Source organism: Aminobacter sp. AP02 (genome assembly GCF_003148805.1).
Lineage (GTDB): Bacteria > Pseudomonadota > Alphaproteobacteria > Rhizobiales > Rhizobiaceae > Aminobacter.
Genome location: NZ_QGGX01000004.1, coordinates 287682 through 313018 on the forward strand (window position 1 = coordinate 287682; position 25337 = coordinate 313018).

At 64.8% G+C, this 25337-nt stretch carries 22 protein-coding genes; 13 read left to right on the top strand and 9 right to left on the bottom strand.

Annotated elements, in window-relative coordinates; translation table 11 throughout:
- Positions 1 to 4: 4 nt before the first annotated feature.
- Genes C8K44_RS07035 through C8K44_RS07045 form a run of 3 tightly spaced genes read right to left on the bottom strand, consistent with a single transcriptional unit; the run spans position 5 to position 4451 of the window.
- The gene (locus C8K44_RS07035; RefSeq protein ID WP_245417392.1) at positions 5 to 2524 is read right to left on the bottom strand and encodes a hypothetical protein; all 2520 of its coding nucleotides are present in this window, start codon (positions 2522 to 2524) and stop codon (positions 5 to 7) included.
- Positions 2521 to 3354 carry a 5-dehydro-4-deoxy-D-glucuronate isomerase gene (gene kduI, locus C8K44_RS07040; protein WP_109575041.1) on the bottom strand — a complete coding sequence of 278 codons (834 nt, stop codon included), beginning with the start codon at positions 3352 to 3354 and terminating at the stop codon, positions 2521 to 2523. The genes C8K44_RS07035 and kduI (C8K44_RS07040) overlap by 4 nt, the downstream gene beginning before the upstream one ends.
- The gene (locus C8K44_RS07045; RefSeq protein ID WP_199227036.1) at positions 3351 to 4451 is read right to left on the bottom strand and encodes a glycoside hydrolase family 88 protein; all 1101 of its coding nucleotides are present in this window, start codon (positions 4449 to 4451) and stop codon (positions 3351 to 3353) included. Before C8K44_RS07045 ends, kduI (C8K44_RS07040) begins: the two co-directional genes overlap by 4 nt.
- A 75-nt stretch (positions 4452 to 4526) precedes the next feature.
- On the opposite strand from C8K44_RS07045, the gene C8K44_RS07050 reads away from it, so the two are divergent.
- Positions 4527 to 5621 carry a LacI family DNA-binding transcriptional regulator gene (locus C8K44_RS07050; RefSeq protein WP_109575042.1) on the top strand — a complete coding sequence of 365 codons (1095 nt, stop codon included), beginning with the start codon at positions 4527 to 4529 and terminating at the stop codon, positions 5619 to 5621.
- Here C8K44_RS07050 and C8K44_RS07055 read toward each other — a convergent pair.
- Together C8K44_RS07055 and C8K44_RS07060 are read right to left on the bottom strand one after the other, a co-directional pair.
- Positions 5594 to 6133 carry a flavin reductase family protein gene (locus C8K44_RS07055; RefSeq protein WP_245417393.1) on the bottom strand — a complete coding sequence of 180 codons (540 nt, stop codon included), beginning with the start codon at positions 6131 to 6133 and terminating at the stop codon, positions 5594 to 5596. The genes C8K44_RS07050 and C8K44_RS07055 overlap by 28 nt on opposite strands.
- A 16-nt stretch (positions 6134 to 6149) precedes the next feature.
- On the bottom strand, positions 6150 to 7307 hold the full coding sequence (locus tag C8K44_RS07060; protein ID WP_109575043.1) for an LLM class flavin-dependent oxidoreductase: 1158 nt from the start codon (positions 7305 to 7307) through the stop codon (positions 6150 to 6152).
- Positions 7308 to 7498: 191 nt separating this feature from the next.
- Between C8K44_RS07060 and C8K44_RS07065 the strand changes: the two genes are divergently transcribed.
- Both C8K44_RS07065 and C8K44_RS07070 read left to right on the top strand, forming a co-directional pair.
- Positions 7499 to 8170: a GntR family transcriptional regulator gene (locus C8K44_RS07065; protein ID WP_245417405.1), complete on the top strand. Its 672-nt coding sequence runs from the start codon at positions 7499 to 7501 to the stop codon at positions 8168 to 8170.
- Positions 8171 to 8181: 11 nt separating this feature from the next.
- Positions 8182 to 9291 carry a Gfo/Idh/MocA family oxidoreductase gene (locus C8K44_RS07070; protein WP_109575045.1) on the top strand — a complete coding sequence of 370 codons (1110 nt, stop codon included), beginning with the start codon at positions 8182 to 8184 and terminating at the stop codon, positions 9289 to 9291.
- Positions 9292 to 9329: 38 nt separating this feature from the next.
- Here the strand turns inward: C8K44_RS07070 and C8K44_RS07075 are convergent, their stop codons facing one another.
- From C8K44_RS07075 to C8K44_RS07085, 3 genes are read right to left on the bottom strand one after another with little or no spacing between them, the layout of a single operon-like run.
- A complete protein-coding gene (locus C8K44_RS07075; protein ID WP_109575046.1) occupies positions 9330 to 10355 on the bottom strand; it encodes a Gfo/Idh/MocA family oxidoreductase in 1026 nt (341 codons plus the stop codon).
- Complete coding sequence (uxuA, locus tag C8K44_RS07080; RefSeq protein ID WP_109575047.1) at positions 10355 to 11545, bottom strand: mannonate dehydratase; 1191 nt, start codon at positions 11543 to 11545, stop codon at positions 10355 to 10357. The genes C8K44_RS07075 and uxuA overlap by 1 nt, the downstream gene beginning before the upstream one ends.
- Complete coding sequence (locus tag C8K44_RS07085) at positions 11542 to 13014, bottom strand: mannitol dehydrogenase family protein (protein WP_109575048.1); 1473 nt, start codon at positions 13012 to 13014, stop codon at positions 11542 to 11544. Before C8K44_RS07085 ends, uxuA begins: the two co-directional genes overlap by 4 nt.
- Positions 13015 to 13199: 185 nt before the next feature.
- Between C8K44_RS07085 and uxaC the strand changes: the two genes are divergently transcribed.
- From uxaC to C8K44_RS07130, 9 genes are all read left to right on the top strand, one after another.
- Positions 13200 to 14609, top strand: a complete 1410-nt coding sequence (uxaC, locus tag C8K44_RS07090; RefSeq protein ID WP_109575049.1) for a glucuronate isomerase — start codon at positions 13200 to 13202, stop codon at positions 14607 to 14609.
- A 51-nt stretch (positions 14610 to 14660) separates the two neighbouring features.
- On the top strand, positions 14661 to 15638 hold the full coding sequence (locus tag C8K44_RS07095; RefSeq protein WP_109575050.1) for a TRAP transporter substrate-binding protein: 978 nt from the start codon (positions 14661 to 14663) through the stop codon (positions 15636 to 15638).
- A gap of 94 nt (positions 15639 to 15732) precedes the next feature.
- Entirely contained in the window at positions 15733 to 16323 is a 591-nt protein-coding gene (locus C8K44_RS07100; protein WP_245417394.1) for a TRAP transporter small permease, read from the top strand.
- Between the two features lie 58 nt (positions 16324 to 16381).
- On the top strand, positions 16382 to 17662 hold the full coding sequence (locus tag C8K44_RS07105) for a TRAP transporter large permease (protein WP_109575051.1): 1281 nt from the start codon (positions 16382 to 16384) through the stop codon (positions 17660 to 17662).
- Positions 17663 to 17669: 7 nt separating this feature from the next.
- Positions 17670 to 18446, top strand: a complete 777-nt coding sequence (locus C8K44_RS07110) for a FadR/GntR family transcriptional regulator (RefSeq protein WP_109575052.1) — start codon at positions 17670 to 17672, stop codon at positions 18444 to 18446.
- A 22-nt stretch (positions 18447 to 18468) separates the two neighbouring features.
- A complete protein-coding gene (gene kduI, locus C8K44_RS07115; RefSeq protein WP_109575053.1) occupies positions 18469 to 19308 on the top strand; it encodes a 5-dehydro-4-deoxy-D-glucuronate isomerase in 840 nt (279 codons plus the stop codon).
- Positions 19308 to 20069, top strand: a complete 762-nt coding sequence (kduD, locus tag C8K44_RS07120) for a 2-dehydro-3-deoxy-D-gluconate 5-dehydrogenase KduD (protein ID WP_109575054.1) — start codon at positions 19308 to 19310, stop codon at positions 20067 to 20069. Before kduI (C8K44_RS07115) ends, kduD begins: the two co-directional genes overlap by 1 nt.
- A 1-nt stretch (position 20070) precedes the next feature.
- Positions 20071 to 20418 carry a cupin domain-containing protein gene (locus tag C8K44_RS07125; RefSeq protein WP_109575120.1) on the top strand — a complete coding sequence of 116 codons (348 nt, stop codon included), beginning with the start codon at positions 20071 to 20073 and terminating at the stop codon, positions 20416 to 20418.
- Positions 20419 to 20448: 30 nt separating this feature from the next.
- Entirely contained in the window at positions 20449 to 21960 is a 1512-nt protein-coding gene (locus tag C8K44_RS07130) for an altronate dehydratase family protein (RefSeq protein WP_109575055.1), read from the top strand.
- Positions 21961 to 22628: 668 nt separating this feature from the next.
- On the opposite strand, the gene C8K44_RS07135 is transcribed toward C8K44_RS07130, so the two are convergent.
- Positions 22629 to 24107 (bottom strand): PLP-dependent aminotransferase family protein, encoded by a 1479-nt coding sequence (locus C8K44_RS07135; RefSeq protein WP_109575056.1) that lies wholly within the window; start codon positions 24105 to 24107, stop codon positions 22629 to 22631.
- 160 nt (positions 24108 to 24267) lie between these two features.
- Here C8K44_RS07135 and tauA point away from each other — a divergent pair, with 160 nt between their 5' ends.
- Positions 24268 to 25287 (top strand): taurine ABC transporter substrate-binding protein, encoded by a 1020-nt coding sequence (gene tauA / locus C8K44_RS07140; RefSeq protein WP_109575057.1) that lies wholly within the window; start codon positions 24268 to 24270, stop codon positions 25285 to 25287.
- The last annotated feature ends 50 nt before the right edge of the window (positions 25288 to 25337 follow it).

A 25337-nucleotide genomic window follows, 5' to 3' on the forward strand; every position in this document is an offset into this window, starting at 1 on the left:
TTCCTCAAACCTGCCCGGAAGCGAGCCGGGTCGCCTGTCCTCCTATCGTCCACTCGGACGGATCGACGGTTCTCCCTTCCGCCGTCACCGCTCCATTGTCGCCAAAGCGAACCTCGCCATAGTCCGGATCATCGACGATCAGCCCGCCATCCTCGCCAGCGCACAGCGCCAGTGCGCCGAACCGCGCCGCGAACGCATCGAGCGACCCGCAGGACGCGCGGTCTCCCAGCCGCACTATCCAGGTCGACTTCCTGCCGGCGACACGCAGCTCGTTGCCCGCCGTCGGGCCGGACGCCACTTCGACCAGCGGCGCGCTCGCCCTGAGCAGGACAAAGGCGTCATCCGCTTCCGCCAGCGCGAGCGGTCCCTCGAGGCGCGAGGAAGAGAACTTGCCCTTTGGAAACCACGCATGAGTGAAATCGGGCTGTTCGTCCGAGCAATCGAACACGACCAGCGCCAGTCCGCGGTACTGGTGTACCCGCGGCAGCGTGCCGGACCCGCCCCAGTAGGACGGTCGGCCATAGCCGGATTGCAGGACCTCGCCCGGATGGTTGATCCATATCTGGGCGTCGGGGTCACGGCCGAGCCGGAGCTGGATGACCGTTTCCTGGTATCCCCACTGGGTCCAGCGATAGGCGGCGGCGGTGCCTATGGCATAGTCGCGGGTCTTGTAGTGATAGAGCCGGGCGAAGCGATCCTGTCCCTGGGCGAATATCCATTCCCAGTGTTCGTCGCCCGCCACCGAGGCAATCGCGGCGAGTTCGCCGGGGATCTCCATGCCATGGTCGCGCAGGCAGAGCGCCAGCTGGGGCAGGGCATGGAAGCGCATGCCGTAATTGCCCGCGCCCCAGATCATGCGGCAAATGCCCGAAAGTTCCAGCGAGCGCGAAGCGCGTAGCGTGTGCTCGTAGGAGCGGCCCTGCGCACCGGTCATCTGGCCGTGGTGGGCGGAGCGGGCGATGATCTCGAGCAGGCGGACGATCGCCTTGCCGGCACGGCCGCGAATATCGGCGTCAGGGGCCAGTGCGTAGAGCGCGCAGAGGCCCTTCAGGTCGATGGGGAAATAGGGCGCCGAGTTGAACTCGGCCATTTCCCATTGCTCGAAATGATCGAGCCAAGCGCGCACGCGCTGCGCTCCGACGGCCGATTGCTGCGCGCCCGTCCGGCCCGAGCGCTCGAACCGCGCCTCGGGAAGGATGTACCCGGCAAGATAGGCCGCGGTGTGGAAGAGCAGGGCGTGGTTTTCTGAGAAGTACCACTGCACGTCGTTGCCCGGCTCATCCATCCAGTAACGATAGCCGAGGATGGCGGCATCAATGCGTTCGACCAGCGCGGGGTCGATGTCGCGCGCATATGCTGCGCGCGACCACAGCAGCGGCACAAGGATGAAGTCGGCGCAGTCGTGGCAATCCTCGATGGCCGGCAGCGAGGCGGCGATCATCCTGTCGGTCTTGTCGCCGCCACGTCCGGTCGAAAGGCGCGCGAGCGCGCAGACCGTGTCCATCTCGGCGTGCTCGGCGACCTGGTTCAGCGCCTCGTCGATCCGCGCCGCAAGATCCGCGGGCGCAGTGCCCTGTTGCGTTGCGTGGCAGATTTCGACGCCGAAGACGCGCGATACGGCAAAACCGCCGATCTCGAGCGTGACCTTAAAATGGCGAAAATCCGCCGGCAGGTCGTTGGCGTTCGCGATCGGCAAGCGCGTCGCGCCCGCTTTCAGCGTGAATTCGCGGCGCAGCGGTTCGTCGATGGACATGAAGTCGCCTTCGATCACCGCGGTGACACGGGCATCGGCAGGCAGAGCGACGCCCGAGACGAGAGCGACCTCGCCATCGTCATAGGTCGCCCGCTCGAAGCGCATGGAATCGAGGGCCGCCTCCATTCGGTCGGCGACCGGTGCGTCTACGGGGAGGGGCAGTGCGTGCGTCGCCGCGGGGCCAGAAACATAGTCGAGCTGGAAATAGTAGCGCGCGTCGCGCTCGGCCAGGTCGTCGAACCAGATGCGGATGTCGTTGCGGCCGGCCTCAAGCTGTGTGGCGAAATGCTCGGCGGTTTCGAGGTTGCGGCCGTAGGGAGCCATCCAGCCGATTTCCCGGCCGTTGACGAACAGGATGGCGCCACCGCAGGTGCGCAGGCGCAAGGTGGCGTCGCCGGACGCGGCACAGTCGATGCTCGTCTCGGCCCATGTGCCGATCACGGTTGGCCTGAACCAGAAGCCGGACAGGTCGACGCGCGGCGAGGCGAATGGCAGCCAGACCCGCTCCATGTCCGCTTCAGAGCCCGGCTGCGGACGCTTGCCGCGTCGCTCGGCCGCGAACTGCGTGCGGCAGGGATATTCGTGCGGAATGAAGTTCTTGTGCTTGGTCAGGAAGAAGAAGGGATCCATTTCCCCCTTCATCGGCTGATCGGGCACGTCGTAGCGCGCCTCCGAGGTTCCGCTCAGCCGCCAATAGGTCACCGGTTCGCCCGCCGCCAGGGGCCGGTGGAGGACATGACCCGGATGGGTGGACTTCGCGGGAGCCGTCATTTCAGCTCCTTGAGCGCGACCGGGCTGACGTCGTTGTATGCCTGGTTTTCGCCGGTCATGCCCCACACAAATGCGTAAGGTCCGGTGCCGGCGCCCATGTGGATCGACCAGGCGGGAGAGAGCACCGCATTGCCGTTGGCAATGATCAGGTTGCGGGTCTGGTCGGGCCGGCCCATCAGATGGATCACGCGGTCGTCGTCGGAAAGGTCGAAATAGCAATAGGCCTCCATGCGCCGCTCGTGCAGGTGCGGCGGCATGGTGTTCCAGACGCTGCCGGGCGCGAGGTCCGTGATGCCCATCAGGAGCAGGCACGAGGGCGCCACTTCCGGATGGATGTACATCACCAGGCGGCGCTTGTTCGACCGGGCCGCGTCGCCGAGATCGAGCGGCTTGCCCTCCGCGCGCGGAATGAGGCGATGGGGGATGTCGGCCCCGGCGGGAACGGAGTTCATGTAGAACCGCGCCGGCGTCGCCGCATCGTCGCTCGTCAGCGTGACGGAGCGCGCGCCGCGCCCGACATAGACGATATCGCGATTGGCGACAGGAAAGCGCCGGCCGTCGATCTCGACGATGCCCGCCCCGCCGAGGTTGGCTATGCCCATTTCGCGCGCGGTGAAGAAGTACTCGGTTCCGACGTCGGCACCGTCGCCGAAGCGCAGCGGGGTCGACAGGGGCATCGCGCCCCCAAGGATCATGCGGTCGACATGGGTGTAGACGAAACTGATCTCGCCCGGGGCAAACAAATCCTCGACAAGGTACTCGGACCGCAGGCGGTCGGTATCCATGGCTGCGACTTCGCTGGGGGATGTACCGTAGAGCACGCGCATCATGTGGCCTCCCGCATTTTACCGAGCGTTTCCAGCCCTTCGGTCAGACACAGGATGGCCAAGGCCTGGCCGTAGCCGGTCGGCTGGATCGGAATGTCACGGTAGAACTGCAAATCATGCCCCATGCGAGTGCCGTATGAAACATTCGAGACGACGCCGTCGGCGCTGATGTTCGACACGACGGCGTCCAGTGCGCGCAGGCCGGCCTGGCGGTGCTCGGGGCCGACGAGGCCAAGCCTTGCCGCCTTCATCAGGCCGTAGCCAAAACCGGCGGTGGCTGAAATCTCTTCATAGGACGACGGATCGTCGAGCAGCGTATGCCATGCGCCCGAGGGCGCCTGCAGCTTCAGCAGCGCATCCATCTGCGCACCCAGCACGCCGAGCAGGAAGTCGCGCACCGACGGTGAAATCTCAGCCAGTTCGATCAGGTCCAGAATACCGACGGTGATCCAGCAGTTGCCGCGGCCCCACAGGGCGCGGGCGAAGTTGTGGCGTCCGGCGAATGTCCAGCCGTGAAACCAGAGGCCGGTCGTGGGATCGGCGAGGTAGCGCGCATGGACGAGGAACTGCCGTTCGGCTTCATCGACAAATCGACGCTGGCCCGACGCCTGGCCGAAGGATGCCAGGAACAAGGCGACCATGAACAGCGTGTCGTCCCAGAGCTCGTCGTCGTTGATCTTGTCGGAGACGTTGTGCTGGAAGCCGCCTTCGGGCGTGCGCGGCATCGTGTCGGTTACGCGCGTGGCCCAGTCCTGCAGGATCGACTCGAAACGCGGCTGGCGCTTTCGCTGCCAGATGCGGCTCAAGGCCAGCAAAGGTGCTGTGGTGTTGACGTTCATCTCGGGCAGGCCGGCCGCGACGCGGCGGTCGTACCAATCCTCTATGGTGGCGAGCAGCCTTTCGTCTCCGCTGCCCTCGCAAAGGCGTGAAAGACCGTAAAGGCCCACGCCCTGTGGCCATTCCCAGCTGTCGAAGCTGACGTAGTCTCCGGGCGTGCCGTCGAGGTTCGGCTCGTGGAAGCGCCCATCGGCGCGCAGGCCGGTCATGCCTTTAACAAGGCTGGCCAGCGCCGTCTCAACCTGCTGCATGGAAAGCGGCATGGCTCCTCCCAAGGGCTTCCTTGCAAGAAGGTTCCACACGGCAACTTCTTGCGCAATCTGAAAACTTTTTGCAGAATGCGCAAAGGAGCAGAGGTGTCTATGGAAGGCAAACGCGGAAGGCCGAACCGCAGGGTGCGGCTTGAAGAAGTCGCCAAGCGTTGCGGCGTTTCGGTCAGCACGGCCTCCCGGGCCCTGACCGGTGCCGCAGGCGTGCGCGAGCCCATGCGCGCCGCGATCATCGAGGCCGCGCGCTCCCTCAGCTATACGATTCCCACCTCCGTGGTCGGGCGCAAAGTGATCGTAGCGGCGAGCAGCGCTGCCATGATCGACAATTCGCGCGCCCAGTTCACCTTCCACGTGCTCGACGGTCTCAACGAACGCGCCCGCGTGCTCGGCGTGGAGCTTGCGACGCGGCCGGTCGCCGGCGCCGAAGACGAACTTGCCCTGTTGCGCGAAGCGGAAGCCGATCCCTCCGTTGCCGGCTGCCTGTTCCTCACGCTCGAGGACGACATGCTGCCGCTGACTGAAGGGTTCTCCAAACCCATCGTGCTCATCAATGGCGACGATCCGACCATGCGCCATTCGAGCGTCACGCCCTGCAACAGAGCGGCGGCGCAATTTGCGACGACCCGCCTCCTGCAACTCGGCCATCGTCGCATCCTCTTCCTGATGCGACGCGGGCGGCGCACAATCGAGCGGCGGTTCGAGGGCTGGCGCGACGCGCTGACAGCCAGCGCTGAAGGCCGTGTCGAAGACCTCGTGGTGGAGGTGGACGACTGGCTGCCCGAACTTGCTGCGGCGGCGATCGCGCGGCGCATCGATGCCCGCGGCGTCGATTTCACCGCCGTTCTCACGGCGGGCGACAGCCTGGCCTATGGCGCCATCATCGGGCTGGAACAGAAGGGCGTCGCAGTGCCCGAGCAGGTTTCGGTCATCGGCATGGACGACCTGCCGCAATCGGCCTTCTGCAATCCGCCGCTGACGACCATGCACATCCCCATGCGCGAACTGGGGTCGGCGGCGCTCACCTTGCTGCTGGAGCATCTGAGCGGCGGCCCCTGGCTGGCGCGGCGCGTCGAACTGGCGTGCAGGCTGGTCGAGAGGCAGTCGACGGCACCGGTGCGCGCGCATCGCCTCGACCTTCAGGCGTCAGGTGCGAAGAGCCGGTAGCGTCCGGCCGAAAACACCATCGGCTCGCCCTCGCGCGAGGTCATGCGCAACACCTGGCCGAGCAGCATCTCGTGATCGCCGCCGGTGAACCGGTTGGCCGTCCTGCATTCGAAACGCGCCAGCGCACCCGGCAGCAGCGGCGCACCCTCATTGCTGTAGGCGAGATCGACTCCCGTGAAGTCATGGCCGGAGCGGGCGAAGCGCCAGCACAGGTCGTGCTGCTCCACGGCAAGGACATGGATCGCAAAATGCTCGCATTCGGCAAAGGCGGCAAATCGGCTGGAATGGCGCCCGATACCCCAGATGACCAGGGGCGGGTCGAGAGACACTGAAGAGAAGCTGTTGGCTGTGATGCCAAGCGGGCCTTTCGGCGTTTGTGTGGTGACGATTGTCACCCCCGTCGTGAAGCGCCCGAATGCACTCCTCAGCGGCCGCGGATCGTCCGGCTGGGGGACAAGCACGGGCGGCATGTGGCAAGTGCCGGCAGTAGTTCCCGTCAGTTCGGTGTGCATTACGGAATTTCCCTCCTCATTGACGGATTCCGGTTCCCAGCGGCGTTGCCGGCACCGTCGCCGGAACGCGGCCGTAGACATGCGGCAACGAACAGGTCTTGAGGTGCGGCAGGACCTTCGTCCCGAAATGGCGGCACTCGTCGAGATGCGGGTAGCCGGAGAAGATGAAGGCGCGGATGCCCATCTTCTGGTAAGCCTCGATCTCGCTCATCACCTGATCGACCGAGCCGACGATGGCTGCGCCGCAGCCCGAGCGCGCGCGACCGATGCCGGTCCACAAATGCGGTTCGATGTAGCCTTCCTGGTCGGCCAGGTCGCGGTTGCGCGCCTGTTGCGCCACGCCCAGCGACCTGGCGTCGAGCGCACGTGCGCGGATCGCGTCGCCCTGGTCGGCGTCCAGTTTCGAGACCAGCTCGCGGGCGTATTCGCGCGCCTCAACCTCGGTGTCGCGAACGATCATGTGGACGCGCAGGCCGTAGTCCAGCGTGCGGCCATGGCGCGCTGCCCGATCATGCACGGCCTTCATGTGCTGCGCCAGCTCATCCTTCGTCTCTGGCCACATCAAGTAGACGTCGCATTGTTCGGCGCAGAGCTCGAGTGCGTCGGGCGAATAGCCGCCGAAATAGAGCAGGGGGCCGCCGTTCTGCTGAAAGGGCTTGGCCGGCGCGGTGGTCAGGCCCTTGAACCGATAGATCTCGCCCTCATGGTCGAAGGCGTCCTGGGTCCAGGCCTGCCGCAATATCTGCACGACCTCGCGCGAGCGCCGGTAGCGATAGGCACTATCGGCCGTTTCGCCGGGAAAGTCCGACGAGATGATGTTGACCGTCAGGCGCCCCTGCAACATGTGGTCGAGGGTAGCGACGGTGCGCGCCAGCATGATCGGGTGCATCTCGCCGCATCGCACCGCCGCCAGCATGTTGATGGCCGAGGTGATGGGTGCGCAGCCGGCGACGAAGCTCAACGTATCCTGCCCGACCTGATAGGACGAAGGGCACAGGATGTTGCGGAAGCCGAGTTCCTCCGACAGCTTCACGATGTCCGAGCAGTGCTCCCAATTGGAACGCAGCGCGCCATCCGGCACGCCGAGATACCTGTAGTCGTCCGAGCAGAGAGCCGCGAACCACGACACTTCGGCGGCGTCGAGATCGGCGGAGGTGATTGGCACGATGGTCATGGGTGGCCTCTGTGCAGAGCGCCGGTCGCGACGCCAATTCCCCTATTGCTTATCACTCGGAATGTTGTAGATCAATACTGTATCAATTTGCTGGCGCGATGGGCAAAGTGGCTGGAGCGAATAAGGGTGATGCCAAGGGACGCGCCCAGCCCGGCGCGGCTGCAACCCTTCGCGGTGCGCTGCCGGCGCACATGCAGATAAGCGAGATGCTGATCCGCGAGATCATGGCCGGCCGCCTGGCGAATGGCGCTCGCCTGCCGCCGGAGCGCGAAATGGCGGCGAGCCTCCAGGTCGCCGTCGGCACGTTGCGGCGCGCGCTGCAGGATCTTCAGGACAAGGGCCTTCTCGAGCGCATCCAGGGTTCGGGAAACTATGTGCGCGCCCGCGAGAAACTGCTCGGCGTCTACGCCTTCTTCCGGCTCGAACTGGTCGAGGGAGGGGGGCTGCCCAGTGCTGCGATCCTGTCCGTCGAGACCATGCCCAAGGCGGCGGACCTGCCGCCGTTCGGACCCTCCGCTCATGGCCATCGCATCCGCCGCCTGCGGCGGTTGGGTGGAAAACCGGCAGCGGTGGAGGAGATCTGGGTCGATGGCGCACGCACGCAGGGCCTGCGGGCCGAGGACCTCTCCGAATCGCTCTATCTGCACTATCGGCTGGCCCTGGGGTTCACCGTCACGCAGGCCGAGGACCGCGTCGGCATCGGCCTCACCCCCGATTGGTCGCCGCCGGAATTCGCGCCCGGGTCGGGTGCGACGGTCGGCTACATAGAACGCTTCGCCACCGCCGATGACGGCCAGGGCGTGGAGTACTCGCAAACTTGGTTTGACACTGACGTGGCGCGATACGTCACGCGGTTTCGTTGAGGAGAGGCTGGATGGCGAGGTCGATCGGCTACGGGATCATCGGCTGCGGCATGATGGGCCAGGAGCACATCCGCAACATCAACCTGCTCGGCGATGCTCATGTGGCGGCGATCTACGAACCCGATGCCGGAATGATGGCGAAGGCGCTGGCGCTCGCCCCACTTGCGAAGCCGGCGGCCTCGATCGCCGAACTGCTTGCCAGGCCAGACATCGATTGCCTGCTGATCGCCAGCCCGAACTTCCTCCATGTCGAGCACCTGGAACAGATCGCCGCGACACGCCCGCTTCCGGTAATCGTCGAAAAGCCGCTGTTCACCGACCTTGGCGATGCCGATAAGCTGGCGGGGATTGCAGGGCGTCTGCCGCTCGTCTGGGTGGCGATGGAATATCGCTACATGCCCCCCGTGGCGGCGCTCATCGCCGATGCCGAGAGCGCCACTGGCGGAATTCGCATGCTCACCATACGCGAGCACCGTTTTCCCTTCCTGTCCAAGGTTGGCGACTGGAACCGCTTCAACCGCAACACCGGCGGCACCCTGGTCGAGAAATGCTGTCATTTCTTCGACCTGATGCGGCTCATCCTGCAATCTAATCCGGTGCGCGTGATGGCGAGCGCGGGGCAGGCGGTGAACCATCTGGACGAACGCTACGATGGCGAGACGCCGGACATCTGGGACCATGGCTACGTGCTGGTCGATTTCGCAAGCGGGGCCCGCGCCATGCTGGAGCTCTGCATGTTCGCCGAAGGCAGCCGCTATCAGGAGGAGATTTCGGCGGTTGGAGCAAACGGCAAGATCGAGTGCCGGGTTCCGGGGCCGACCCGGTTCTGGCCGGCGCATCTCGGTGCACCGCCGACCCCCCAGGTGATCGTCAGCCCACGCAATCCGCCCGGTCCGCGCGCACTCGACATTCCCGTCGAACAGGCGCTGCTCGCCGCGGGAGACCACAACGGATCGACCTTCTTCCAGCACCGCAAGTTCGTGGACGCAGTCCGCGCCAATGGTGCGGCGGAGGTGTCGTTGGCAGACGGCTGGTGGGCAGTGGCGATGGGCAAGGCGGCGCAGGTTTCGGCCCAGGAGGGGCGCGTCATCACGCTGGATGACGGTCCGCGCCTGAGATAATCTTGCTGCGCGCCGTCCGACGCCGCGCAGGCTGCCGCTCACAAGGTGACGCGCGACCCGGTCTCCGACGAACGCAGGATCGCATCGATCAGCCTGTGCGCCTCCAGCGCCTCGCGGCCGGAAACCTTCGGGTCGCGGCGGTCGCGCAGGGCGGCCAGAAAGTCCGCCAGAACGGCTCGGTGGTTGTCGTTCGAGAAGGCCATCGGGTCGGCTCCGGCGCCGCTGCCGCGGGTGCCGTCGGACACCGTCCGCTCCGTGCCGTCGAGAAAGCTCAGCAAAGCCCCGGATGGGCCGAGCCGCGCCGAACCCTTCGTCCCGAGTATGTCGATCCCGTCGGGAAATCCGGGATAGGCGGCGGTGGTGGCGCTGATCGCGCCGATCGCGCCATTGGCGAAGCGCATTACCGCATGCGCCACGTCCTCCGTCTCCATGCGATGCGCCTTGCTGGTTGCCGCATACGCGGCAACCTCGCTCGGCAGGCCGGTCAGGGCGATCATCTGGTCGAGCGTGTGGATCGCCTGGGTGAGCAGCACCCCGCCGCCGTCGCGAGCCTTGGTGCCCCGCCCGGGCTGGTCGTAATAACTCTGAGGCCGCCAATTGTTGAGCCTGGCCGAAACGCTGACGATCTCGCCGAGTTGGCCTTCATCCAGAAGGCGCCTGACTTCGGCGATCGACTTGCGAAAGCGCAGTTGCAGGACGACCCCGAGCCGGATGCCGGCGTGCTCGGCAACATCCACGAGTTCGCGCGACCGCTCGTGCGTGATCTCCAGTGGCTTTTCGAGAAGCACGTGCTTGCCGGCGGCGGCGGCCCGGCGGACCAGGTCGAGGTGACTGGAAGGGGGCGTCAGCACGAGAACGGCCGCGATGGACCCGTCGTCCAGGATCGTGTCGATGCTGCCGGCGACTGGAAAGAAATACTTGCCGCCGAAGGCCGCTCGGCGCTCCGGCGACGGGCTGAACACGGCGGCCACCTCGACCTCGTCGCGCAGGTCGATGAGGCTCTTCGCATGTGGCGCCGCCGCCATGCCGAGGCCGATCATTCCGATACGCAGGCGTTCGGCCATCAGGCGTCCTCCGGGATGCCGTAGGTTTCGAGCGTGCGCGTGATGCCGCGGAGTTCGGCCAGCCCCTTGAGCCGGCCGATGCAACTGTACCCCGGGTTCACCTTCTTGCCGATGTCGTCGACGATCGCATGCCCGTGGTCGGGCCGCATCGGAATCTGCCAGTCGGCGCGGCCGCTTTCGCGCCTGCGCCATTCCTCGCTCATCAGCGCGGCGACCACGCGCACCATGTCGGTGTCGCCGCCGAGATGCTCGGCCTCGTGGAACGATCCGTCCTCTTCCTTGGTCACGTTGCGCAGATGGGCGAAATGGATGTGGGGGGCGAGTTCGCGCGCCATCCCGACAAGGTCATTGGCGCCGTTCGAGCCAAAGGAACCGGTGCATAGCGTCAGGCCGTTCGCAGGCGATGGCACCCCCTCGACGATGGCGCGGGCGTCCTCAGACAGCGACACCGCGCGCGGCAGGCCGAAGATGGGAAAGGCGGGATCGTCGGGGTGGATGGCGAGCCGCACCCCGCACTCTTCGGCGACCGGGACAATCTCCTTGAGGAAATCGAGCAGGTTTGCGCGCAGGCCTTCCTTGCTCAGTTCCCGGTAGCCGTCGAGCGCCTTGCGGAAGCTGTCGCGGTCGAAGATGAATTCGCGTGCCGGCACCCATCCGATCAGGTTCTGTTCGAGCCGGGCGAGTTCGCTCTCGCTCATTGCGGCGAGGCGCCTTTCCGCAGCCCGAACGCGTTCCGGCGGATGGTCGGACTCGGCGCCCTCGCGCTTGAGAACGAGCACGTCATAGGCGCAGAAATCGACGATGTCGAAGCGCAGCGCCGTGCCGCCGTGCGGCATCGGCGCATCGAGATCGGTGCGGGTCCAGTCGGTGATCGCCATGAAATTGTAGCAGATTGTGCGAACCCCGGCGCCGGCGACGGCACGGATCGACTGCCTGTAGTTGTCGGTCAGCTCGCGGTAGCGGCCGCTGCGGGTCTTGACGTCTTCGTGCACGATGATGCTCTCGACGACATCCCAGGTCAGGCCGGCGGCCTCGATCTCGGCCTTGCGCCTGGCGGCCTCGTCGACAGGCCAGGCGCGACCGTCGTTGAGGTGGTGAAGCGCGGTGACCACACCGCTGGCGCCTGCCTGACGCACATGCGAGAGCCGGACCGGATCGTCCGGGCCGAACCACCGCCAGGTTTCCTTCATGAGCCAAGCTCCTGCAGGGTGGCCGCGGCTCCGTTGCGCCGCAGCGACGCGAGATGGCGGGCTGCCGTTCGCTTGAGCGTGGCTAGGTTGTCGGAGCCGGCGGCGAACCCCGCGGCCCCGAAGACCTCGTCGACGGTCTCGGCCGCACCGAGGGATTTTGCAAAGATTGCGCCCAGCGCCGCATCGAGTGGGTCGGTGAAATGGCCGGCCGGCAGCGAATTGCCGCGCGCCTCGCAGGCGGCGATCCAGGCCGCGGGCGCAAGCATCAGGTGGTCGGCGCCGGCACCGGTGCGGAGCCGGTCGATTGCGGTGGCGATGATGCGCTGCGGTAGCTTCTGGCTGCCGTCATTGGCGATCTGCGCGGTGCGGTGCTTGAGGGCGGGATTGTCGAACCGCTTGGCGAGTTCATCGATGTAGGCCTCGGGCCGCAACCCGGCATCGGTGGGCAAGGTCGGGATCGCCTCGCTCCAGAGCCTGCCGACGAAGGATCGGATCGCCGGATCGCCAAAAGCTGCCGCGACGGTTTCATGGCCGCTCAGCAGTCCGAGATAGGCGATGGCCGAATGCGAGCCGTTGAGCAACCGCAACTTCATGTCCTCGAAGGGGGCGACGTCCTTGACCATCTCGACTCCGAAGCGCTCCAAGGCAGGCCGGCCGCCAGGAAAACGGTCTTCGATCACCCATTGACGGAACGGTTCGGTCGTCACCGGCCAGGCGTCGGTCGCGCCGAGGGCGGCTGATATACGCTCGCGGTCTGAATCGGTCGTCGCCGGCACGATGCGGTCAACCATGCTCGAAGGGAAGGCGATGTCCTCCGCGACGTAGCGCCCTAGCTCGCGATCCCGCATGCCGGCGAAGGCGACCAGTAATTTCCTCAAGGTCGCGCCGTTGGCCGGCAGGTTGTCGCAGGAGAGGATCGTGAACGGGACTGTTCCGGCTGCCCTGCGGCGTGCAATCGCTTCGGCGAGAAAACCGTAGAGGCTCTTCGGTCGGTCCGGATTGGCGAGATCCCAGACGACCTCCGGATGGCGTTCGTCCAAATTGCCGGCTGAATTGCGCAGGTACGCCTTCTCCGTCACCGTTAGCGTGACGATGCGCGTGCGCGGGTCGCACAGGGCGTCGAGCAATGCCCCGGGGTTCTCGGGTGCGACGAGCGTGGACAGGATCGAGCCGACGACGCGCAACCGTTCGCCGGAGCCGTCGACGACGGACAGGGTGTAGAGCCCGTCCTGGGGCGCAAGGGCGTTGCGCGTATCGGCGCTGCGCAGCGACGCCCCGACGATGCCCCACGTGCTTTCTCCGGCGTTCAGGCAGTCGTCGACGAACACGGCCTGGTGGGCGCGGTGGAAGGCGCCGAGCCCGAGATGGACGATGCCCGGAGCGACTGCGGAGCGATCGAAGCCAGGGGTCTCGACGGCAGAAGGCAGCCGCGGGAGAAGGGCATCTGCCAGACGCGGTCCGGCGGTCATGTCAGCCACATGATCTCGACCAGTCATGTCTCCTCCATCACGCGGTTCCCGACATACTTCCTGCCCGACCCTGCAGGTCCCGGTCAAGGCATAGTCATCATACAAGTGATGTTTTTTCGTATGTTGACATTATCACTTTCGGAGCTTAGCGATAGTTGAAGACCGAAGGAGGAGCGGTCCGGAGCATGTCCAAGCTGGTTGCGGACGATCTGCTGTTCCCCGTCGATGCGTCGGCACGCCAGGTGGCGCGCGATCTGTTCGCTGCCGTCGAGCACCTGCCCATCATCAGCCCGCACGGGCACACCGAGCCGCGCTGGTATGCCGAGAACAGCCATTTTCCGGATCCGGCCCAGCTTCTGGTCGTGCCCGACCACTACATTTTCCGGATGCTGTTCAGCCAGGGCGTGCGCCTCGAGGAACTCGGCGTTCCGACGCTCGATGGTTCGGCCGTGGAGACCGACGGCCGCAAGATCTGGCGGCTCTTCGCCGACCGCTACTACCTGTTTCGCGGCACGCCCACGCGGCTGTGGCTGGACTATACCTTCCTGAACCTGTTCGGCCTGTCCGAACCGCTCGGACCCGCCACCGCCGACTTCTACTACGACACGATCGCCGAATTGCTGCATCGTGACGACTATCGTCCGCGAGCCCTGTACGAGCGCTTCAACATCGAAGCGATCTCGACCACGGACGGTGCGCTCGACGACCTCAAGTGGCATGCCAAGATCCGCGAGAGCGGCTGGAAGGGCAGGGTAGTGCCGGCCTACCGGCCGGATGCGGTGGTCGATCCCGATTTCGACGGCTTCGCCGGAAGCCTGGACAGGCTGGGCCAAGTGAGCGGTTGCGACACCGTCAACTGGCAGGGCTACCTCGATGCGCATCGGGCGCGCCGCGCCTATTTCAAGTCGTTTGGCGCGACGTCGACGGACCACGGCCACGCAACGGCCAATACCGCAAACCTGTCCGGCTCCGAGGCCGCCGCCCTCTATGACAGGGTGCGGGGCGGAACGGCCGACGCTTCGCAGCGCAAGCTGTTCCGTGCCCAGATGCTCACCGAATTTGCCAGGATGAGCGTCGACGACGGCCTTGTGATGCAGATCCATCCCGGCTCCTGGCGCAATCACTCCGGGCCCGTCCACAAGCGGTTCGGCTGCGACAAGGGCTTCGACATACCGACGCGGACCGACTATGTCGGCGCGCTGAAGCCGCTGCTCGACGCGGTTGGAACCGCGCCGGGGCTCAGCGTCATCGTCTTCACTCTGGACGAGACCAGCTATGCGCGGGAACTAGCGCCGCTGGCAGGCGTCTACCCCGCGTTGAAGCTCGGCCCGGCCTGGTGGTTCCACGATAGTCCGGAAGGCATGCGGCGCTTCCGCGAAATGACCACCGAGACGGCAGGCTTCTACAACACCGTCGGCTTCAACGACGACACCCGAGCGTTCCCATCCATACCGGCCCGCCACGACGTGGCGCGTCGCGTCGACTGCGCTTTCCTGGCCGGCCTGGTCTGCGAGCATCGCCTCAGGGAGGACGAGGCCCATGAGCTGGCGCACGACCTGGCCTACGGGCTGGCCAAGAGAGCTTACCGACTTTGATTTTCGAAAGGGCATAAGCGGGGCCAATGGCCCATCAACTGGGAGGAACTGATGTTGCATATTGCGAAATTCCTGACCGGCATTGCACTGGCGTCGTCGCTGATGGTGGGCGCAGCGGCCGCGCAGACCGTTCTCAAGTCGTCCGATACCCATCCCGACGGGTATCCGACCGTCGAGGGCGTCAAGTATTTCGGGGAACTCATCAAGGAGCGCACCAAGGGTCGCTACGCGCTCGAGGTCTATCACTCCGCGCAGCTCGGCGAGGAGAAGGACACGATCGAGCAGGTGCGCTCAGGCGTGATCGAGCTCAACCGCGTCTCGATGGCGCCCTTCAACGGCACCGTGAAGGAAACGATCGTGCCGGCGCTGCCCTATCTGTTCCGCTCGGAAGATCACATGCACAAGGTGATGGACGGCCCCATCGGCGACCAGATCAAGAAGGCTTTCGAGCCCGCCGGCCTGGTGGCGCTCGCCTTCTACGACGCCGGCGCGCGTTCCTTCTACAACAAGACCAAGCCGATCAACTCGGTGGCCGACATGCAGGGCCTGAAGTTCCGCGTCATCCAGTCCGACATCTTCGTCGACATGGTGGCAGCGCTGGGGGCCAATGCGACGCCGATGCCCTATGGCGAGGTCTATTCGTCCATCGAGACCGGCGTCATCGACGGCGCGGAAAACAATTTCCCGAGCTACGATACGGCCAAGCATTTCGAGGTGGCCAAGAACTACGCCCTCGACGAGCACACGATCCTTCCGGAGGTCTTCGTGATGAACAAGGCGGCCTTCGACAAGCTGACCCCGGAAGACCAGGAGATATTCAAGCAGGCCGCCAAGGACAGCGTCGCCAAGCAGCGTGAGCTGTGGGCCGCCAAGGTGGCGGAGTCGCGCAAGATCGTCGAGGCCGCAGGCGCGCAGATCACTACGCCGGACAAGCAGGGTTTCATCGACGCCATGAAGCCCGTCTACGACAAGCACGTCACCGACGAGGTGCTGAAGAAGATGGTCGCGGACGTGCAGGCGGTGCAGTGACCTTGCGCTGATCGGCGCCCCTCTCGTCCAGCATCGCCTGTCCCCGGGGGGCGGGCGGTGGAGAGGGGCCACCTCGCCAATTGCGGAGGAAATCGTGTCGAGCACCCCAGACATAGGCGTTCCGTTCCTGTCTCGCCTCAACACCGCCGCCCTCTACCTGGCGGGATTCGGCCTTGTGCTGATGACGGCCTTCGTCGCCTGGCAGGTCTTCTGCCGCTATGTCCTGAACGACTCGCCGTCGTGGACCGAGCCAGGCGCGGTCATGCTGATGAGCTGGTTCATCTTCCTCGGCGCGGCCGTGGGCGTGCGCGAAAACAACCACATGGGCTTCGACGTGCTGCTCTACGTGCTGCCGCCCTCTGCCAAGAAATGGCTCAGGATGATCTCGGACATCGTCATCCTTGCCTTTGGCGCCGGCATGGTCTGGTACGGCGGAGCGCTGGTCAGCCTGACCTGGAACACGACGCTGCCCGCTTTGAACATCTCGGGCGGCTGGGACTACGTCCCGATCGTCGCCGGCGGGCTGCTCGTGATGCTCTTCGCGCTCGAGCGCATCGTGTTGCGCCTGCTGGGCCTGCCGATCGACGAGGCACTGGACGAGTTGCCGCCACCCGAAACAGCCGTCGAACTCGCCAACGTCGAAGCGGTCCGCAAGGACGCGGCGGAACTGGGAATGAAGGGATGAGGCCGATGTCCCCTCAGGCCGGCAATTCCGGCAGCGTGAAGTCTGGAAAGGCGATCTGATGGAACTCTGGGTCCTGTTCGGTTCCTTCACCCTGCTGATGCTGATCGGCACGCCGATCGCGTTCTGCCTCGGCGTGGCCAGTTTCGCCACCGTCCTCTACATGGGCCTGCCGCCGCTGGTCGTGTTCCAGCGGCTGAACTCCGGCATGAGCGTGTTTTCGCTGCTCGCCATCCCCTTCTTCATCTACTCCGGCGACCTCATGGTGCGCGGCGGCATCGCGCAGCGCATTGTCGCCTTCGCGGCGTCCTTGGTCGGCCACATCAGGGGCGGTCTGGGCCAGGTCAATATCGTGACCGCCACGCTGTTCGGCGGCATTTCCGGCTCGGCCGTGGCCGAAGCCGCTGCGGTGGGCGGCCTGATGATCCCGCAGATGAAGGCGAGAGGATACGGCGCCGACTACGCCGTCAACGTCACCTCGATGGCGGCACTCATCGCGCTTTTGCTGCCGCCGTCGCACAACATGATCATCTATTCGATCTCTGCGGGCGGCAAGATTTCGATCGCCGATCTGTTCACGGCGGGCGTCATCCCGGGCCTCCTGCTGGCCGGTTCGTTGATGGTCACCGCCTATCTGGTGGCACGCAAGCGCGGCTATCCGACCGAAGCGTTCCCCGGGCTCATGGCGGTAGCGCACCTCCTCGCCGTGGCAGTGCCCGGCCTGCTGCTGATCGCCATCATCTTCGGCGGGGTGCGCTCGGGTATCTTCACAGCCACCGAAAGCTCCTGCATCGCTGTGATCTACGCGCTTTTGGTGACGCTTTTCGTCTATCGGCAGCTGAGCTGGAGCGATTTCGTCCACGCCACGATGGGGGCGGTGCGAACCACCGCGATGGTGCTTCTCATCATCGGCACGGCCGCCGCCTTCTCCTGGCTCATGGCGTTCCTGCGCGTGCCGGCGAGCCTGGTCGCATGGATGCAGACGATTTCGGACAACCCGATCATCATCCTGCTGCTGCTCAACCTGATCATGCTGCTGCTCGGCACCTTCATGGACATGGGGCCGACCATCATCATCACCACCCCGATCTTCCTGCCGATCGCGCAGGCCTACGGCATCGACCCCGTGCATTTCGGTGTCATCATGATTCTGAACTACGGTATCGGCCTGAACACGCCGCCGGTGGGAGGGGTGCAGTTCGTCGCCTGTGCGGTGGGCAAGATCAGCGTCTGGGAAGCGATGCGATCCATCTGGCCGTTCTATGGTGCCGGCCTCGTGGTGCTGCTACTCGTGACCTATATCCCGGCGATATCGCTCTGGCTTCCGAACGCATTCAGGTAGGCGCCCTATGGCATCCGAGACATCCACCACCTTCAAGATGGAACGCCGGCCAAAATTGGCTGACCGGATCGTCGCGACCGTACGAGACCAGATCATCGGCGGCCAGGTTGCGCCGGGCCAGAAGCTGCCGACAGAGAGCCAGCTCACCGAAACCTTCGGTGTGTCGCGCACCGTTATCCGAGAGGCGATGGCGACGCTGGCCGCCGACGGATTTGTCGAGCCGCGGCAGGGCGCTGGTGTCTTCGTGATGGAGCGTCCCACCCAGGCCTTCGCGGCGATCAGCGCGGAGAACGGTACCAGCATCTCCAATGCGCTCAACGTCCTTGAGGTGCGCATGGGGATCGAGATCGAGAGCGCCGGATTGGCCGCGATCAGGCGCAACAGCGCCCAGGAAGCGAAGATCCAGGAAGCTTTCTTCGAATTTGAACGCTTGCTGGGCATCGGCCAGCCGACTGGCAAGACCGACTTCGCCTTCCACCGCGCCATTGCAGCCGCGACCAACAATCCGTTCTATGTCGAGGTGCTGGATGCCTTGGGCAGCCGCACCATCCCGTGCGACGTCACCTCGCCCTGGGGGACCGACAGCGTGCTGACGCGAGAATATCAAGAAGGGCTGCAGCGGGAGCATCTCGTCATCCTGCAGGCGATCTCCCGCGGCGACGCCGACGCCGCGCGCGACGGCATGCGCGCGCATCTGTCGGCAAGCCAGCAGCGCTACCGCGAGCGCCTGGACGGCCGCTACGAGGAATATCTCGCGGTCATGAGCAAGAACCAAGGATCATAGGCCTTCGCCAATTGGATTTCAGATGACCGATCACCAGCATTTCGCATCCCGCTTCGCCATCGACCCCCACGCCGCCGCCGCCATGGGCACGGAGCAGTTGCGTGAGAACTTTCACCTCGGCAGCCTTTTCGAACCCGGAAGGATCAGTCTCACCTACACCCACTACGACCGCATGGTCGTCGGCGGCGCGGTGCCGCTGGGAGGCGCGCTGAAGCTAGAGACGATCAAGCCGGCCGGAACGAAATCCTTCCTCGAGCGCCGCGAGTTGGTCGCGGTCAATATCGGCGGCGCTGGCACGGTTACCGTCGGCGACGAAATCCACCAACTCGGCGCGCGCGATATGATCTATGTCGGCATGGGCAACGAGATGTCCTTCTCGTCGGCGAACAATGAAGACCCTGCCAAGTTCTACCTGCTTTCCGCGCCCGCGCACCGCACCCTGCCCACCAGGCTACTCACAATCGCCAATGCCAAGCAGCTCGATCTCGGCAGCCAGGAGACATCCAACGAACGTTCGATCTTCCAGTTCACGACCACCATCGAGACCTGCCAGATCGTCGTCGGCATGACCCAACTGGCTACAGGCTCGGTGTGGAACACCATGCCGGCGCACGTGCACGACAGGCGCATGGAGGCCTATCTCTATTTCGACCTGCCAGAGACGGCCCGCGTCTTCCACTTCATGGGCGAGCCCCGCGAGACGCGGCACATCGTCATGGCCAACGAGGAGGCGGTGCTCTCGCCGGCATGGTCCATCCACTCCGGCTGCGGAACCTCCAACTACGCCTTCATCTGGGCCATGGCCGGCGATAATGTCGACTATACCGACGTTGATCCGGTAGCTATCGGAGACATGCGCTGATGGATCTCTCCGCCTTCAGCCTCAAGGGCAAGCGCATCGCCGTGACTGGCGCCAACACCGGCATCGGCCAGGGCATCGCGGTCTCTGCGGCGCGTGCGGGCGCCGACATCGTTGCCATTGGACGTTCGGCGATGGGCGAAACGGCACAGCTGGTCGCGCCATACGGCGCCGAGTTCACTCCGGTCCTCTGCGATCTGGGTGACGTGAAGGCATCGGCTGCGATGATCGACGGGCTGTTTGCCGACGGGCGGCCGCTCGACGGGCTGGTCAACAATGCGGGCATCATCCGCCGGGACGCCGCCCTCGATTTCACCGAGCAGGACTGGGACGACGTCATGGATGTCAACCTCAAGTCGCTGTTCTTCCTGTGTCAGGCCTATGCCCGCAACACGCTTTCGGCCGGCAGGACAGGCCGCATCGTCAATGTAGCCTCCCTGCTTTCCCTGCAGGGCGGCATCCGCGTCGCCTCATACACCGCCTCAAAGCACGGAGTCCTGGGCATCACCCGGCTGCTTGCGAACGAGTGGGCGGGGAAGGGCATCAACGTGAACGCCCTTGCGCCCGGCTACATCGTCACCAACAATACTGAGGCGTTGCGCAACGACCCCGAGCGCTCCGAGGCCATTCTCGCGCGCATTCCCGCCGAACGGTGGGGAACGCCCGACGACATCGGGGACGCGGCGGTATTCCTGCTTGCGCCGGCGTCGAGCTACATGCACGGCGCCGTCGTCCCGGTCGATGGCGGCTGGCTCGCGAGGTGACATGGCAAGCGATATCTTCGTTCGAGCGGGCGAGGGGGCGTGGGAGCCCACCCCGGACGGCAACAAACGCCGCATCGTCGCCTATACCGAGGAACTGATGATGGTCGAGTTCGCCTTCGAGGAGGGCGGCGAGGGCTGGGTCCATTCGCACCCGCACGTGCAGTCGAGCTATGTCGCCGAGGGCAGCTTCGAGGTCACCATCGACGGCCGCACCGAAAGGCTGGACCAGGGCGACAGCTACATCGTGCCGTCCGGCCTCAAGCATGGGGTCAAGGCCCTCAGCAAGGGACGGCTGGTCGACTGCTTCACGCCGCACCGCGCCGATTTCCTCAAATCCGGCGGCGATTGAAATGGGTCCACGCAGGGAGGCCGCCAGAGCATGCCCCGGTCGATAAGGCTCCAGCCCGCGGACAACGTCGTGCTGGCGATCGACGCGTTCGCCAAGGGCGACGACGTGCTCGGCGTTCGGACCGCCGAGCGCATCCCCCGCGGCCACAAGATGGCACTGGCGGACATCGCCGAAGGCGACAAGGTGGTGAAATACGGCCAGGTCATAGGCTTTGCATCCCAGCCCATCGCCGCCGGCGACTGGGTTCACGAACACAACGTCGCGATGCACGACTTCGCGCGCGACTACCAGTTCTGCGCCGGCCGCGCCGACAGCGAGCCCGTGCCCGCCGCCCAGCGCCGGACCTTCCAAGGATACCGCCGCGCCAATGGCAAGGTCGGCACACGCAACTACGTGGCAGTCCTCACTTCGGTGAACTGCTCGGCGACTGCCGCCCGCCATATCGCTGGCGAGGTCGAGAGGAGCGGCGACCTCGACGACTACCCCGAGGTCGATGGAGTGATCTCGCTGGTACACGGCACCGGCTGCGCGATCGACGCCAGGGGCGAGGCCTACGAGGTCCTGGCGCGCACGCAGTTGGGATATGCGACCAACCCGAATGTCGGGGGCGTTCTGATGCTCGGCCTGGGCTGCGAGGCGTTCCAGATACCGCGTTGGAAGGAAACCTACGGCCTCGTCGACAACGACGCCTTTCGCACGCTGACGATCCAGGAGGTCGGCGGTACGCGCAAGACCGTCGAGGCCGGCGTCCGCGCGGTGCTAGAGATGCTGCCTATGGTCAATCGCGCCAGGCGCGAGACCGTTCCTGCTTCCGAACTGATGCTGGCGCTGCAGTGCGGCGGTTCCGACGGCTATTCTGGCATCACCGCCAATCCGGCGCTCGGGGTGGCGGTCGACCTGCTCGTTGCCCAGGGCGGGACCGCGGTGCTTTCGGAAACGCCGGAAATCTATGGCGCGGAACACCTGCTGACGCGCCGCGCGCGGTCTAGGACGGTCGGCGAGAAGCTCGTCGAGCGGATCCGCTGGTGGGAGGACTACACCGCGCGCAACCACATGCAAATGAACAACAACCCGTCGCCGGGAAACAAGGCCGGCGGACTTACGACGATCCTGGAAAAGGCGCTCGGTGCCGCCGCCAAGGGCGGTTCGACCACCCTGATGGAGGTGTTCGACTACGCCGAGCCGGTCACCGGGCGTGGCCTGGTCTTCATGGATACCCCCGGCTACGACCCGGTATCGGCCACCGGTCAGGTCGCGGGCGGTGCGAACATTCTCTGCTTCACCACCGGTCGCGGCTCGGCCTTCGGCTGCAAGCCGACGCCATCGATCAAGCTCGCGTCCAATAATTTCCTCTACGACAGCATGCGCGAGGACATGGACATCAACTGCGGCGACGTCCTCGACGGCGTATCGCTCGAGGCGAAGGGGCAGGAGATCTTCGACGAGATTCTCCGGGTCGCCTCCGGCGCACGGACCAAATCCGAGCAACTCGGCTACGGTGACAACGAATTCGTGCCCTGGTCGATCGGCGCAACTATGTAGTGGGCATGGCTTGTCGCCAACGCGAATCGAGATAAGGCGCACGACCGTTGCCGCCGTGCTATAGAACGAACTGTCGCATGCAGCTGCACACGTAGTGTGGCGGCCATGTTGAAATGTCCGTGGTGGCGCAAAGTAGAATGTCACTTGCTGCTATGGCGCACGAAAGTCAACCTCGATCTGACCGGCTGGTCCGGGTTGCAAGGGCAGAGCGGGGGTGAGGGACACCTTCCCAGATCAATTGCCTGACATCGGCGCTCTCGGACAACTCGACCTTCCGCTCCTCTACTCGCTCCGGCAAGGCCGACGGCCCATTCCCAAGCGGCGCTGACACAAGCGCAATGAGGCAAATGTAGCATTGGCGGGTCGCGCAGCGTCGGACCCAGGGAGGGTGCCAGCCCGCTAGGCGACGGGCGATCATGATTTTTATGCATGCCCCGTCCGATGTCGTACGCCCATATCCCAGCTTGTCGGCAGTTCGTTCGGGCGACCAACCGTGCTTGATCCGTTCGATAACACCTACGTCCTGAAGCTACAGATGACGAGGCGCCGAAGACTTCAGCTGCGCGGTTGGTCCAAGGCAAGATGTTGGCCCACACTGAGGTGGAGCATGGATTCAGAGCATGGCCATTCTTGGCAGGTGGGCCAACCGATCGACACCACAACTCCAGTCATACCACTAGTTGCCTGACGCGCGCTGCGGTCCGCGTCACTCCCTCATCGATGTTGTTGCGCGGGATTGATGAGTAACCCATGCGGAAGAAACGGCATTGCCCGGTGGCTTCGGGGAAGAAGGGGGAGCCGGATTCGATCAACACGCCATCTTGCTTGAGTTCCGACATCAGAAGATCTGCATCAAGACTTTCCGGTCCTTCGATCCAGAACGATGTGCCTCCAAAGCTTGACGATCCGGCGATGGTGAAGCCCTCGCGGCGCAACGCTTCCGCCATGACGATGTGGCGACGGTGATATTCTCCGCGCATGCGGTGCAGGACCGCGTCGTGGTGTCCTAGAGCCAGGAAGTAGGCTGCCGTACGCTGCAGGTGGCCGGGCGGATGGCGCAGCATCAGCGCCCGCAGCGCCCGCGCCTCGCGGATAACGGGCGCCGGAGCGACCAGATAGCCGAGCCTCAGCCCGGGAAACAGCGACTTGGAGAAGCTGCCGATGTAAAACACCCGACCGCTGCGGTCGAACGCCTTGAGGGCCGGTGACGGCGGCGCCAGAAAGCTCATCTCGAACTCGTAGTCGTCTTCGATGATGACAAAATCCTGTTCGGCGGCAGCCGTGAGCAGGCGCGTTCGGCGCTCGATAGGCATCGTCGCCCCGGTCGGGGAATGGTGACTGGGCGTGACGAACACCGCATCGACGCCGGCAGGTATCGTCTCCGGTGGCAAACCTTCCTTGTCGACGTCGATCGCGCTGACCCTTGCCCCGCTCAGGCGCAGCGAGGCGCTCATGTCGGGATGACAGGGGTTTTCGCAGACGGCATGCGCGCCCTGGCGCAGCAGAAGCTGAGTGACGATCCAGAGCGCGTTCTGCGCTCCCACTGTCACCAGGATCTCGTCTGGACTGGCACGGATGCCTCGGCTTGGCAGGGTGCGCGAGCAGATGTAGCTGACTAGCTGGACATCGTCGGCGGCGGCGAAATCGCCGGCCATCTGCTCGAAGTCCTCGCGCGCCAGGGCCCGCCGGGCGCAATCGCGCCAGGCGCCAAGATCAAACAGCGAAGGGTCCATCTGGCCGTAGAGAAACGGATAGGGATAGCGCCGCCAGTCCAGCGGCTTACGCATCTGCTTAGCGACGATGAAGCTCGCGCGCAGCTTTGACGACCAGTCGATCTCGTCGCTTCCGGCCTCGTCGGCACTTGGCTCGAGCCCGCTCGTCGGCGGGTTGCCTGCGACCCGATAGGAGCTGCGGCTGGCGGTCTCGACATAGCCTTGCGATGCTAGCTCCTGATAGGCCAGCGTGACGGTAATGCGTGAAATGTTGAGGTACTGAGCCAGCTTGCGCGTCGAGGGCAGCTGCGCGCCCGGATGAAGCCGGCCCGACAAGACAGCGGAGACCACCGTCTCGCGAATTTGCGCCTGCAGACCGATGCGGCTCGCCCTGTCGAGAAAGAAGATCGTTTCCGAAACCGTCGCCAGCGCCATGCTCCTCCGCACCACACTCCAAACTGGAATCATTCAACTTCCAATCTGGATATAAGGCAATTGGCGTGTCTAATTTAACCCTGTTAGTCAGAACCAAGACCGGCACTAAAGCCGGCAAGTTCCCGGGAAAACCGGTGGCTAACAAAACAAGAGGGTAACGATGATACACTTTAAGCATTTCAAGTATTTGGCTGGTGCCGCAACAGTTGCTGCCAGTGTCTTCACTTCCTGCCTCGCCTACGCTGAAACATCGGTGGTGGTTGGCTACCAACAGATCGTCGGGCCGTTCGTGACGGCCATCGCAGACGGTCGCTTCGACGCCGCCGCGAAAGAGGCCGGCTACACCATCGACTGGCGCCAATTCAGTTCGGGCGGCGATATCTCGACCGCCCTTGCTTCGGGCAACGTGCCGATCGGCGTCATCGGCTCCACCGGCACCACCGCCGCCGCGACCCGTGGCGTCGACCTCGAACTGTTCTGGATCCTCGACAACATCGGCAAATCCGAAGCGCTGGCCGTGCGCAATGGCTCGGGCATCGAAAAGCCCGAGGACCTGAAGGGCAAGAATGTCGGCGTGCCATTCGTCTCGACCTCGCATTTCCATCTGCTCGTCGGCCTCGAACAGGTGTGGAAGGTCGATCCGCGCGAAGTCAATATCCTCAACATGAAGCCGCCGCAGATCATCGCGGCCTGGCAGCGCGGCGACATCGACGCCGCCTATGTCTGGCCGCCGGCACTCTCAGAACTGCTCAAGAGCGGCAAGGTGATCTCGGATTCCGAAGTGATCGGAGCAGCGTCAGTGCCGACCTTTGACGGCCTTGTTGCCGACAAGAAGTGGGCCGCCGAAAATCCGAAGTTCATGGCTGCTTTCACCAAGGTGCTCGCCGAATCCTATGCCGACTACAACAAGAACAAGGCGGCCTGGACAGCGGACTCGCCGCAGGTACAGGGCATCGTCAAGCTGATCGGCGGCGACGGCGCGGGTGCTGTCGAAGCGCTCAACCTGCTGGCGTTTCCGAATGCCGACGAACAGGCTTCGGACACCTGGCTCGGCGGTGGCGCTGTACGCGCCCTTAACGAAAGCGCCAAGTTCCTCGTCGCCCAGAAGCAGATCGACAAAGCGCTCGACGACTACGCGCCCTTCGTCAACAGTAGCTACGCCAAGGAAGCGTCCAAGTAACATTGGCATGTCGCTGGCCGCATGCCGGCCGGCGACATCTCCGGATACCT